Source organism: Chryseobacterium aurantiacum (genome assembly GCF_003020585.1).
Taxonomy (GTDB): Bacteria; Bacteroidota; Bacteroidia; order Flavobacteriales; family Weeksellaceae; genus Chryseobacterium; species Chryseobacterium aurantiacum.
In genome coordinates this window covers 472703-486344 of the sequence record NZ_PXUE01000001.1, presented here as the reverse complement: position 1 = coordinate 486344, position 13642 = coordinate 472703, and the positions used below count along the sequence as shown (strand labels likewise).

The window sequence follows — 13642 nt, the reverse complement described above, 5'->3', positions numbered from 1 at the left end:
TAGGTTTCTATGAAAATCTATGATTCTCATCTTATGTAAACTAAAGTATTTTTAAAGAAAACTTTTGTGGTTTAACCTAATCTGCGGTTCAATTTAAAAACAAATTAAAACTACTTCTTATACTGTGACTCGTAAATAGCAATCCAGTCCTCTACCATCATTTTCTGGCTCAGTTCAGCAATTAATTCAAAGGGAATATCTTCCGGTTTCTTGAAGCGTACACAAGATTTGCCCATATCCAGTTTTTTCTTTGAATGTTTAGGATATTCTGCAACAAACCAGTCAAGGAGCTCCGGCTTGGAATACAATCCCATATGATAAAGTGCTATAAAGTTCTTTTGGGAAGCCAGATTGATAAACGGCAAAGGAGTATTGGCAGCACAATGATATCCTGCCGGATAGGTTTCCATGGGAACTACCCAGCCTATCATTCCGTAATTGGAAGTATCTTCAAAACCCTTTGGGAGATGAGTATTGATGGTGTCAAAAAGTTTTTTAAAGGCTTCCTGTCTTTCTTCGGGAATCTTTGAAATATAGTCCTCTATAGAATGAGATGAGATTTGCATTTTCAGTTAGTTTTAAGGTTTCAAGTTAATAAAAAAATCATTTACTATAAAAAGGCGGCAGCACAAAATGTACTGCCGCCCCACTTTATTTACACTAAAAAAATTATTTTTTAATTGCTTTTACCGTAGACTTAGATCCGTCCTTAAAGTAAAGCGTAATAAAATATAGTCCCGTATTCAGTCTGCTAAGATCCAATTCTTTTACAGCTCCTTCAACAGTCTTTACAATTCTTCCTGATGCATCAGCAACGCTTGCAGATTTCACTTCTCTCGTATCTGATAGGTATAGAATATCTTTAAACGGATTCGGATGAACGGCTGCTTTTTTGGTCTGAGAGCTTACTTCAGAAGTACTTAACTGTTCTTTTTCAACTGTGAAATTATCAATATAGAAATTATAATCAAGATCATCATCTACCGGACCTGTATCTCCATAAAAAGCAAATACAGTATTGGCATTTGTAAAATTAGCTAAGCTAAAGGTATATTCGGTTGAGGTATTAGACGGGCTATTATTGGCATTCCATGTTTGTAATATAGTCCACGTACTTCCTCCATCATTGGAAACTAAAAAATGAACTACATCATCACTATCCATTTCTGAAGCTGCCGTTCCGCTATATGTAGTTACTCCATAGTCAAATTTCACTTTATATCCTCCCGCTGAAAGATTAAAAGGTAATGTTTTAATCCAGCCGGTCTTTGAAGTCCCATATAAATTCATACTTGCAGACCCGTTAGATGGTCCATTCAGGAAATTACGCTGATTCCAATAGCTAGTGCTGCCTGTAGGCCCTGTATCCGGAGTTCCGCCAGAAAGTGAATTGGACCAGCAATTCCCGGGATAACTTGTAAAATTGTTAGTATAGGATGGTTCTACCGCTCCACATAATGTAGTAAATGATTTTGAGAATGACCATGCACTTTTACTTGATGCACCACTACAGTTTGTTCTTACCCAATAGTAATAGTTTGTACTTGGAGATAAGCTTCCCAAAGTATAAGATGTCCCGCTAACAGCCGAATGACTTGGAACCGTATTTGCGGTAGGTGTTGCAGCATTGGTACTGTAATAAATATCATGACTTACAGCCTGATTGCTTGAAGGAACTGTCCATGAAATTTGGGCAGAGCTTGAGGTCACTGCAGTTGCAGCTTCTGTTGTTGGGGCAAGACAGTCTGTATAGGCATCTGCTGAAAAAGCAAAGACATTCACAACTCCTGCGCTATTTGTTTTTGTTACGGTAACGCTTTGAATCGGTTTTGCCTGATTGGCGGCATCAATATTTAAAACATTTTGATATAACCTTGGATTGGTAGAATTTGGCTCCAAAGAATTTGAAGTCCTTAGAATTCTTCCAATTCCCTGAATGGCAAAATTAATTCCGCTGTACCAGTCTGAAATATTTTGTCCTGTAAAAACCTGTGTAGTATTATCTGTAAAGTTAACTGTTATGGTAACTGTAGAACTTCCACTTCCACTGGTAGAAAGCATGTATAATTTAAAAGCAGCCACCGGATTGCTAAATACAAGTGTTCCGGAATTGCTTCCCGCAGCATTCGTATTGATTCTTAAGGAATTATTTCCGGAAAAATCTGCAAGCTGGTAACTTAAACCAGGTGTTGAAGCCACTACAGAGTTAATAATCCCATTAGTAGGAATACCATAATTAATAGGTGTACTCGTTGAAGTCAGCTGAAAATCCCTGGAAACAAAATTATAGGAAACCCCATCTACATCGGTTGTTGTAGAAATCATGGAAGAACCAATTCCGTTAGCAATAACATCAGCGGTATACCCTGAACTAACAGGCATTGTTTGAAAATTTTGCCCCATCATGGCAGTTGCTGAGAGAAGCGCAATAGCCGGAAGAGCTTTAAAAAATAAATTTATTGTCATTTTATTCACATTTGATTGGAAAATTAAGAAAAATATCAATATAACAATGTTATTTTTAATAAATATTTAACAATTAATTAAAATTTATCAAATTTTTATCATTACAATAATTTGAGTTATTTATGATAGAAAAGGATATAGAGGAACGATGAGCCACTATCTTCTTGCTTTGAATTTTATTATTGAGAAATTAAATCCTATTTTTGTCATACAAATTTTTTGAACAATGCCAAATATTTCAAACAGAGCACTGCATATGCCGGCATCACCGGTAAGAAAACTGGTTCCCTTTGCATTACAAGCAAAACAAAAAGGAATAAAAGTATATCACCTTAATATCGGACAGCCTGATATTGAAACTCCGGAAACAGCTTTAAATGCTTTAAAAAACATCGATTTAAAAGTATTGGAATATGCACTTTCTGAAGGTAATATTGAGTATAGAAAGGCCCTTACTGAATATTATCATTCATTAGGTTTTTCAGATCTTACTCCGGATAACTTTATTGTTACCAATGGTGGTTCTGAAGCCCTGAACTTTGCTATTTCAACATTATGCGATGATGGAGATGAGGTGATCATCCCTGAGCCTTATTATGCAAATTACAATGGTTTTACCAGCACATTTGATGTAAATGTAGTCGCTGTTCCATCTACCATTGATACTGGTTTTGCATTACCTCCGATTGAGGAATTTGAGAAAAAAATCACAGAAAAAACAAGAGCAATCATCATTTGTAACCCAGGAAATCCAACAGGATACCTGTACACTCGTGAAGAGCTGAAAAAGCTTGCTGAAATTGCCTTAAAATATGATATTGTCATCATTTCAGATGAAGTATACAGAGAATACGTATATGACGGAAAACAGCAGATTTCAATGCTTGACTTCCCTGAATTGAGTGAAAACTGTATTATTATTGATTCAGAATCCAAGCGTTATTCTATGTGTGGGGTAAGAATCGGATGCATGGTTACCCGTTCTCAGAAAATCCGTAATGCAGCGATGCTTTTTGCACAGGCAAGATTAAGCCCGGTTCTTTTGGGACAGATTGCAGCAACTGCAGCACACCAGAATGACGGTGCCTATATCAGAGCGGTAAGAGAAGAATATACCCATAGAAGAAATATTTTAGTAGACCTTTTAAATGCTATTCCGGGAGTAATCTGCCCTAAGCCAAGAGGAGCATTCTACTGTGTTGCTGAACTTCCGGTGGATGATACCGAAAAATTTGCACAATGGTTATTGGAGAAATTTTCTTATAACAATGAAACCATTATGGTAGCACCTGCTGGCGGATTCTACAGCAATCCTGAATTAGGAAAAAAACAGGTAAGAATTGCCTACGTTTTGAAAGAAGAGGATTTAAAGAAAAGTGCTGAAATTCTTAAGGAAGCCTTAAAGAAATACAGAGAAGAATTTAGCCTATAAAATCATATCATGCCGACAACAAGAAATATCCATCTGAAAATACTCTTTTCGATTCTTTTGCTGTCGGCATTTTTTTCTTGTGACGAACCCAAAAAAGAAACTGCAAGCAGTTCTAAAGTCCCCAATGAAATAACTTCTATCAGGCTATCTCATATTGGAGGAACTATGGGTGAGTACAGGATCATTAAAGTGACACCAGATTCAGTATTTGCTGAAAAAGGTGCTACCGCCCATAAAACTCATCAGGAATGGTCTTCGGCCATTAACATGGATACCTGGAAGCAACTTAGATCTTCGATCAATGTTAAGGATCTTGATAATATAAAAAGTTCTCCGAGCCAACAGTCAGTGGATGGAATTGATGAAACTTTTCAGATACGTACTCCTAAAAAGATCCATATTTATGTTAATTCTTTTGCGGATACCGAACACTACAAACAACTTCAACAGTTTAAAGAACAATTAGACCAAATTCTTCCCAAAGAATACAAGTAAACATGCAAGAAAATTTCTCATTAAAGCCTTACAATACATTTGGCGTTGATGCCAAGTCAAAATATTTCATTGAAATTAACAGCATTGAAGAATTAAAGGATGCCTTAAGTTTTTCAAAGGCAAAATCTTTTCCTCTTTTATTTTTAGGAGGTGGAAGTAATATTCTTCTGACAAAGGACTTTGATGGGGTTGCCATTAAGCTTAATTTAAAAGGTATTTCTGAGGAAGACCTTAACGAAAATGAAGTTCTTGTAACGGCAAAAGCTGGTGAAAACTGGCATGAATTTGTTCTTAACTGCCTTGAAAAAAATTATGGAGGGCTGGAAAATCTTTCTTTAATTCCGGGGAATGTAGGAACTTCTCCAATGCAAAATATCGGAGCCTATGGAACGGAAATTAAAGATGTATTTGTAAGCTGTAAAGTACTGGATCTGGAAAATCTTGATCTGAAGACTTTCGATCTTGAGGAATGTAGATTTGGTTACAGAGACTCCATTTTTAAACAAGAGGGAAAAGGCAGATATATCATTCTGGAAGTTACCTTTAAGCTTACCAAAAAGGATCACCACATTAAGACTGAATACGGAGCCATTACTACTGAGCTGAAAAATAGGGGAATTGAGCATCCTACAATTCAGGATGTTTCTAAGGCTGTTATCAGTATCAGACAAAGCAAATTACCGGATCCCAAGAAAATTGGAAATGCAGGAAGTTTCTTTAAGAATCCAACTATCCCTTTGGTTCAATTTGAAGCCCTACAACAAAAGTTTGAAAATATTCAGGGATACCCTAATGGAAATTGGGTAAAGGTGCCTGCCGGATGGCTGATTGAACAATGCGGATGGAAAGGTAAGCAGATTGGAAATGTAGCTTCACACAAACTTCAGTCATTGGTTATCATCAATGCTACCGGAACTGCAACTGGAAAGGAAATCTTTGACTTCTCTACTGAAATCATCAGTTCTGTAAAGGAAAAATTCGGGATAGAGCTTGAACGGGAAGTGAATATTATATAAATTCCACATTATATTATATAACATTCTCAGGATAATTTTCCTGACATTTGTCTATTATTTTAATTTATTCTAAATAACTATTGGTCAGCATTATTATATTTTATAATTTTGCCACCTGCTTATTTAGAATAAATAAAAATGACTAGATCTTTATTTCTTGTTTTCTTTTTCATCTTCAGTATACAGTGTTTATACGCTCAGGATGAAAAATCACAATTGAACATCACTGTTTTTGACGAAAACAATAAAGAATTAAGGGGTGCCTCTGTTATGATCAATCAGACCTCTTTAACTACTGATAAGAATGGGAATACCGGTATTTCCATTTCCAACGGTCAATATCTTGTAAAAGTTCTCCATCCCAGTTATCAGGAAAAAGAACTGAATATCAGTCATTCATCAGCACAAAACATTACCATCAAGCTTCAACCCATCAATAAGCTAGAAGAAATAGTGGTATTTTCTAAGGAAAGTAAGGGCTTAACCACCAAGTCTGTTATTGACAGACAGGCCATGCAGCACCTACAGCCTTCTAGTTTTACAGACTTAATGGAGCTTCTTCCCGGAGGTCTTTCTAAGGCACCTGTATTAAATTCAGTAAATAAAGCTACTCTTCGGGAAAATACAGGAATCTATACAGGAAATCAATATAATACTTCCTCACTGGGGATACAGTTTATGATTGATGATAACATCATCAATTCCAATGCAGATATGCAGGTTTCACTGGATGAAAAACAATTTTTGGAAGCTCCGAAATACAGAGAAACCTCATCTTCCGGAGTTGATATGAGAACTATTTCTACAAATGACATTGAAAAGGTAGAAATTATTCGTGGGATTCCGTCTGCAGCCTATGGAGACTTAACTTCCGGTTTAATCAAGATTGAAAGAAAAATAAAGGCTTCTCCTCTACAGGCAAGATTTAAAGCGGATGGATTCAGCAAGCAATATTATGTAAGCAAAGGTTTTAAATTAACTGATAAATGGCAGCTGAGCGCGAGTGCAGATTATCTGGATTCAAAATCCAATCCTACAGATGATTTTGAAAACTATCAGCGTATTACGGCTTCTATCCGTTCAAAAAAGATTTCCACGCTATGGTCAAGACCTTTGGAATGGAGGTCAAATATTGATTTTTCCACGAATATTGATAACAAAAAATATGATCCGGATAACGGATATCCATCTATTGACAAGTATACTTCGAACAATAAAAGAATAAGTTTCACCAATAATTTTATCTATCAACTGGATAAAAACTCATTTTTCAATAAACTGGTTTTAAATACAGCCATCCGACAGGGATTTGAAAAGATAGAACAGGTAAAACTGATACAATTATCGGGGCCTCGTTCTTTTTCACTCGCTACTCAACAGGGAGAAAATGCAGGATACTTTCCGGATCTTCGCTATGTTGCAGAATTTTCTACAGAAGGAAAGCCATTGGACATTACTACTTTTCTACAGGCAACCGGTACTAAAAAGACCATGGGAATTACGCATCAATATGAAGCGGGTCTCGACTGGAGATATTCTAAAAACAATGGTAAAGGGCTTCAATATGACATGAGAACTCCGCCCTCTGCCAATACAGGTATTACAAGACCCAGAGCTTATAATGATATTCCTGCTTCAAGCCTGGTAGCTGCTTTTGTTGGAGATCAGATGAGTTATGCTATTGACCAGCATAAATTCACATTGTATGCAGGTTTAAGATTTTCCAAAAATCTGGGAATTGATAATTCCTATGCAATCAGTAAAAAAGTATTTACCGAGCCTAGATTGAATTTTCAATACAGCCTGCCTCATATCATAATCAATAATTATCCTTTAAAAACAGATGTTACATTAGGATATGGTCTTTTCTATAAGCAGCCTACTCTATTGATGCTTTACCCTAATAATGAATATTGGGATTATACGCAGCTGAATTATTACCATAATGATGCTCAATACAGATATGTCAACTTCATGACCTATGTACAGCCCAGAGAAAACAAAGAACTTCAGGCTGCTAAGAGTATAAAAAAAGAAATCCGTTTAGACCTTTCCTACAGAAATCATGAGTTCTTTATGACTTATTTCAAAGAAAACATGAACAATGGTTTCCGTACTATGGATAAAACAACTGTTCATAATTATAAACAATACGATGCCACAAAGGTGGATATTTCTCAATGGACCCCCAACGGACCAGACTTAATGAATGTTCCGTATGAAGTAAAAAATATTTTCGGAAACTACACCACTACAGAAAATGGAAGTGAGACGTTGAAGCAAGGTATCGAATTTGGTTATACCTCGCCAAGAATTAAGGCCATCAATACAAGGTTTACCTTTACAGGAGCATGGTTTAAATCACAATACAGAAATTCAGCACCTGTTATTTTTAAACCTCCGGTAACCATTGGTTCAGAGATTTACCCTTATTACGGGATCTACAAGAGCGATTATGGATATGTTAATTCAAATTTAAATTACAATCTTCTTGTAGATACTTATATTCCAAGTCTGGATCTGATTGTTTCAACTTCATTTCAGGGAAGTTTATATGATCATTCAAGAAACGACAGAAGAATCGCAGAACCTATTTCTTATTATGGAATGGACGGTGTAGTACATCCTTACACAGAGGCAGACAAAACAGATACCTACAAACAATGGCTGGTAAGAAATGTTTCAGTTTCTGATAATCTGGACAGGCTTACCACCTTTACAATCTCAGGAAATATAAAGGTTACAAAAAGTATTTATAAGGCATTACGTACTTCGTTATTTGTCAACAGACTTTTCAACTACAGTGCCCCCTACACATTCAACAATGTAAAGGTCTACAGAAAAAGGATGAATACGCCTTACTTCGGAATGGAATTAAACTACAATTTTTAAAATATACTAAAAGGAAATAGCATGAAAAAAACAGTTTTACTATTAAGCTTTGTAACCATGATGGGAGCTGCATTTACAGTTACCTCATGTACAGATGATGAATTCGGAGTACAGACTGCACAAATTGGTGTCTTAACTTTATCTTTTACTGGCGAGAATATTAATTCTTACGAAAATCTGGATATTGAACTTAGAGAAGTGAATACCGGAGCTATTATCACCAAAAAAACTCAAAAAGTAACGGCAACCTCTATAGAAGTCCCTTATGGTTCTTATAAGATTATTGTGAACGGTAAAGTAGTTACCACTCAGTTGAAAACTACTGATGCTGCCGGTACAGCAGTCGCAGATATCACCACAATGGCTACCAATATTACGGTTCCTTTATATTTTAAAACATTCCATGAGGATTTTATCATTGAGGAAGTATTCTTTACAGGAGTTAAAACTCCAGATGGTAAAAACTATAACTCGAGCCGTTATTTTAAAATCGTAAATAATACAGATAAAGTTTTATACGCGGATAACCTGATCATTGGCCAGTCTCAATTCATGACAACTGAAGATGACAACCCTACTCCTTATGACGTTAACCAATATTTTCCGGTAAAAGGAGTTCTGATTTTACCAACCCATGAAACAGACCCAACTAAAAAAATATACCCTGTACAGCCTGGTGATTTTATCGTTGTAGCAGATAATGCAATTAACCATAAAGCACAGACAAGTACAGCTTTTGATCTTCATAATGCAGACTTTGAATTCCCATCAACAGCTCCTGCCCTAGGACAGGTTGACAATCCGGCTGTTCCTAATGTAGATGTTGCTTTTAGCACAGCAAAGAATATGTTTATCATGCACAACAGAGGGTTTGAAAGCTATGTTATAGCACGTTTCCCGGCTGGAGAGTCAAAAGATACATTCCTTCAAAACCGTAAATACGATTTTAGCTATATCAATTCTGCAGGGACCGTTACCAAAAGAAGTGTTTATTCAATTCCGAATACATGGATTATAGATGGGGTTAACAATAGTGTTCCTACCAAGTTTTTCCACACATTAACATCTCCTAGCATTGATGCAGGATGGACTTCTGCAGGATCTGTAGATAGTGACCCTACCCGTTTCGGAAAATCTGTAAGACGTAAGATTACAGGAAAAATGGTAGGGAATAAAAATCTTTACATGGACACCAACAATTCTTCGAATGACTTCGTTAAGGATTCCGAAGCTAGTTTAAAAGACGGTATTGTTCATTAAAATATCGGTTTAACTTTCAATACATTATGTTCAATACAAAAACATCTTTCTTCCTGCTATTGGTCAGCATGTGTTTTCTCTCTGTGAAAGCACAGGACAGTATCAGTCTTTTTAAGACCATCAACAACCAATACGATACAGAAAGAAATTTTAAAGATAATTTTTTCTATAACCCGGCTTCAATGTCGGGTTATAGTCCTTCGTCATTTTCGGAGTTCAGTGTTGGTTATCATAAAAATGATAAAAAAATATACCGCCAGCAACTCGGAAACGGAGATAAGGGTTTAACCGTTGAAGCAAAGTCATTTCAAAAATTAAAACCCAACCGTTATGTTTGGGGAAATGCAAGCTATCAAAATCTAAAAACCGGACTGCTGCAATGGAACGAATCATTAGATTATGACCGTGTAGCTCCCTACATCACTGCAGATTCTGCCGGAGGGAAGTTAAATCTTGAACGCTATCATTTTGCCGGAGGATATTTACAGAAATTTAACCGATGGACCATTGCCGGACAGGTAAGCTATCTTGCACAGATGGGATTCCGTGCGAAGGATCCACGACTAAAAAGTACGACTTCTGACCTCCGTATAAAAGCAGGTTTGAACTATATTTTTTACAAAGAATATGAAGTAGGCGTATTTGGTGAATTCAGCAAGTATACCCAAAATAGCTCCATCACATTCCAAAGTTTATTAGGAAGACCTTTTACATACCAAATGTCAGGTTTTGGATTTTCAAACTACCTCTTCAACGGAAGTGCCAATCCCAATACCACTTTTGAAGAATTTGCCTACAAAGGAGGGATACAAATAGCCAATAAACAAGGCAGAGATTTTTATCTTCAAGCTGTGTGGGGGAAATCAAATAATATTAAAAGCTATGTCAACAGTCCATCTTCCAACTTATTTTATGATCTTTCCGATTTAGAAAATAAAACCATTGAAGTGGAGGGCGCGAAATTTTTCAGCATCAATGAAAAAAACAGAATCGGACTTTTAGCTAACTTTTCTTCTTCTGTAAAAACAGGCTATGAATATGGGTATTCACTGAATACGGCAAGCTTACAACAGATTTATAAAAGAAAATCATACCGTAAGGAAGATTATACAACTGTAGTGAAAGGGTTTTACCAATACAATCAGGAAAACTTCTCTATTACTGCAACTCCGTTTTTCGCATATGAAGAAATTAAGGAAAGAAGACTCTATCCTGCTGCAGGACAAAAATTCATATACAGCTATTTCGGAATTAATGTTGATTATAAGCAACAAATCAAAGACAATCAGGTACTGACAGTACAGCCTTATTTCTCACAACGAGTGGTTGGCAAAAATTTTAATGCCTTAACTACTTCAGGAAATGCTGCTGTAAATGAGTGGATTCTTCAGGATTATATTTATCAGGCGAGCGACATGACCACATGGGGAGCCTCTGTAAGATATGACTTTAAACTGCCAAAACTTCCTGCGTTCTTTGTAGGAGCGCAGTATCAATCCCAGAAAATTCAGAAAAAAAATAATAATTTTGTAGGTGCTAGTATCGGGATAACGTTTTAGACATGAAAAAAATAATCTATTGGGGGTTAGGCGGAGCTGTAATGATCTTACTAAGCTTTACTCCTAAGGTAAATCAGGATCTTCTGAGATTTCAGGATCCTACCATTGAAGATATTGTTAAAAGTTATAAAAAAGCAATATCAGAATGGCCAAAACCAAATATTGACTATGGTGTAAAATGGAATGAGTTTTCACCCATTAAATCTGATTCTTCATTTTTTGCAGAGCAGGACAAACCCAATGTTATTTTGGGGAAAACATTATTTTTTGATCCCAAATTATCCCAGTCCAATCAAATCTCATGCAGCTCTTGTCATGACCCTGAAATGGGTTGGTCAGACCGAAGACATGTAGCCTTAGGAAATGATCACCTCCAAGGAAACAGAAATACAATATCACTTTATAACATTGCGGAAAGGCAACTGTTTTTCTGGGACGGAAGAGCAAAAACCCTTGAAGAGCAGGCAGCAGGCCCTTTGGGTGCACATCATGAGATGGCAATGGATGTAAAAACATTACCTGCAAAAATTCAGGCATTAAAAGGTTATAAGCCGCTTTTCAAAAATGCCTATGGGGATGAAAAGGTAACCTATGACAGAATTGTAAGAGCTATTGCAGACTTCCAGAAAACCATCAAAAGCCAGCCAAGTCGTTTTGATAAATTTTTAGAAGGAAAATACACCGCATTATCTGACGAGGAAATTTATGGTATGCATATTTTCCGAACCAAGGCAAGATGTATGAACTGCCACAGTGGCCAGTACCTTACAGACGAATCTTTCCATAATATTGGTTTAACCTATTACAAAAGAAAATATGAAGATCTCGGACTGTATAATATCACCAAGAATGCTGAAGATGTAGGTAAATTCAAAACGCCTCAACTGAGAGACCTGATGCTTACCCAGCCATGGATGCATAACGGGCTTTTCAATGAGCTTGAAGGAGTTGTAAATATGTACAACAGCGGAATGCACATGATAGATCCTTCTCCTGAAGCCAAGCAAAAAGACCCTCTTTATCCTGTGACTGATCCTTTATTGAAGCCTTTAAAGCTAACGAAAGAAGAAAGAAAAGCCCTGGTTTCTTTCCTGGAAGCTCTTTCAGGAACAAAATATAAAATGAGAAGACCGGAATTCCCCGTGGAATAAGAAATGGTTTAAAACAATAAAAATAAAGTCCGGTACAATACCGGACTTTTTCGTTGAATAATATGGTGATAACTTCAGGCTTTAACGTGAACAGTCTTTCCTGTCACAATAAAAAACATTATTTTCGTTAAGAAATAACGCAAACAATATGAAAATAGCTATTTTGGGAGCCGGAAACATGGGATTATCCTTTTCAAAATCATTTTTGAAGTATGAACTGATTAAGCCGGAAAATCTTCATCTTATCATTCGAAATTCATCAAAAGTTTCCAAAATAGCTGAAGAATTTCCTAAGTCAAAAATTTCCACCTTTGAAGAAGTAAAAGATCTGGATGCAGACCTTATTATTATTGCTGTAAAGCCACAGGATTTCCAAACTGTTGCTCAGAATATTCAATTTCCCCTAAAGGAAAACCAGATGGTTCTATCCATCATGGCCGGAATTAATATTGAGAAAATTCAAAAATCATTACAACATCCATTGGTGGTAAGAGCCATGCCTAACTCTCCTACTCTTTTAGGAATGGGAATTACAGGCTATACCGCTGCAGATGGCATTTCATTCAGTCAGCTTATCAATATTGAAAGGCTTTTGAATAGTACCGGAAGATCTGTTTATCTGGAAAATGAAGACCTTTTGGATGGTGTTACCGCCCTTTCAGGAAGTGGACCCGCCTATTTTTATTATATTATTGATGCCATGATCAAAGCTGGAGTAGAAATGGGAATTGAAGAGAATCTTTCCAAGCTTTTTGTAAAGCAAACCATGCTGGGCGCCTATCACTTAATCAATAACTCTGAAAAAAACCTGGAAGAGCTTATTAAGGATGTTGCCTCAAAAGGGGGAACTACGGAAGCTGCTTTAAAAACATTTGAAGAAAACAGCTTTAAGGAAATCTTAAAACAAGGAATTTTAAATGCCGAAAAGAGGGCTAAAGAACTAAATAACTAAATTTTTTCTCAATAAACCTACAAAGTCGCCATCCCAAATACACTCCAAAGGTATTCAGGATGATATCATCTACCTCAAATATTCCCATTCTTGTAAAATATTGGAGTGCTTCTACAATGACGATTGCTGACACAAAAGTAAAAATCAATGTTTTCAGCTTTCGTAAATTTGGAAAGTTCCATCCCAGAAAGCCAAAAGGTATAAACATGACAATATTTCCAACAACAATCATTACAACATCTTTCCAGGACATTGCACCCTGAATAAATTTGATGGTAGAAAACACTGGTTCCACTGTGATCAGGTTATCTTCATACTGAAACCTGCCCATTCCCAGAAACATCAGGTAGAGCAAAAACAGTGAATACGGAATAATAATGATTTTATAAATTTTCTTTAACATCAGGTGCTAATATATT

The 13642-nt window shown here is 36.3% G+C and carries 11 protein-coding genes; 8 read left to right on the top strand and 3 right to left on the bottom strand.

What is annotated here, in order from left to right; translation table 11 throughout:
* Positions 1-110 precede the first annotated feature (110 nt).
* Together C7D53_RS02165 and C7D53_RS02160 are read right to left on the bottom strand one after the other, a co-directional pair.
* Positions 111-566 (bottom strand): DUF1801 domain-containing protein, encoded by a 456-nt coding sequence (locus C7D53_RS02165; protein ID WP_106914757.1) that lies wholly within the window; start codon positions 564-566, stop codon positions 111-113.
* A gap of 103 nt (positions 567-669) precedes the next feature.
* Entirely contained in the window at positions 670-2466 is a 1797-nt protein-coding gene (locus C7D53_RS02160; RefSeq protein ID WP_106914756.1) for a T9SS type A sorting domain-containing protein, read from the bottom strand.
* 226 nt (positions 2467-2692) lie between these two features.
* Here C7D53_RS02160 and C7D53_RS02155 point away from each other — a divergent pair, with 226 nt between their 5' ends.
* The 8 genes from C7D53_RS02155 to proC all read left to right on the top strand — a co-directional run bounded on the left by C7D53_RS02155 (position 2693) and on the right by proC (position 13223).
* Positions 2693-3898 carry a pyridoxal phosphate-dependent aminotransferase gene (locus tag C7D53_RS02155; RefSeq protein WP_106914755.1) on the top strand — a complete coding sequence of 402 codons (1206 nt, stop codon included), beginning with the start codon at positions 2693-2695 and terminating at the stop codon, positions 3896-3898.
* A 9-nt stretch (positions 3899-3907) separates the two neighbouring features.
* Positions 3908-4393: a hypothetical protein gene (locus C7D53_RS02150; RefSeq protein WP_106914754.1), complete on the top strand. Its 486-nt coding sequence runs from the start codon at positions 3908-3910 to the stop codon at positions 4391-4393.
* A gap of 2 nt (positions 4394-4395) precedes the next feature.
* Positions 4396-5409 carry a UDP-N-acetylmuramate dehydrogenase gene (gene murB / locus C7D53_RS02145; protein WP_106914753.1) on the top strand — a complete coding sequence of 338 codons (1014 nt, stop codon included), beginning with the start codon at positions 4396-4398 and terminating at the stop codon, positions 5407-5409.
* 138 nt (positions 5410-5547) lie between these two features.
* Positions 5548-8301 carry a TonB-dependent receptor gene (locus C7D53_RS02140; RefSeq protein ID WP_106914752.1) on the top strand — a complete coding sequence of 918 codons (2754 nt, stop codon included), beginning with the start codon at positions 5548-5550 and terminating at the stop codon, positions 8299-8301.
* 21 nt (positions 8302-8322) lie between these two features.
* Complete coding sequence (locus C7D53_RS02135) at positions 8323-9561, top strand: DUF4876 domain-containing protein (protein ID WP_106914751.1); 1239 nt, start codon at positions 8323-8325, stop codon at positions 9559-9561.
* A 26-nt stretch (positions 9562-9587) separates the two neighbouring features.
* Positions 9588-11120, top strand: coding sequence for a DUF6850 family outer membrane beta-barrel protein (locus C7D53_RS02130; protein ID WP_106914750.1), 1533 nt, complete (start codon positions 9588-9590; stop codon positions 11118-11120).
* A 2-nt stretch (positions 11121-11122) separates the two neighbouring features.
* Positions 11123-12271 (top strand): cytochrome-c peroxidase, encoded by a 1149-nt coding sequence (locus tag C7D53_RS02125; RefSeq protein ID WP_106914749.1) that lies wholly within the window; start codon positions 11123-11125, stop codon positions 12269-12271.
* A 148-nt stretch (positions 12272-12419) separates the two neighbouring features.
* Positions 12420-13223, top strand: a complete 804-nt coding sequence (gene proC / locus C7D53_RS02120) for a pyrroline-5-carboxylate reductase (RefSeq protein ID WP_106914748.1) — start codon at positions 12420-12422, stop codon at positions 13221-13223.
* On the opposite strand, the gene C7D53_RS02115 is transcribed toward proC, so the two are convergent.
* Positions 13204-13626 (bottom strand): VanZ family protein, encoded by a 423-nt coding sequence (locus tag C7D53_RS02115; protein WP_106914747.1) that lies wholly within the window; start codon positions 13624-13626, stop codon positions 13204-13206. The genes proC and C7D53_RS02115 overlap by 20 nt on opposite strands.
* Positions 13627-13642 lie beyond the last annotated feature (16 nt).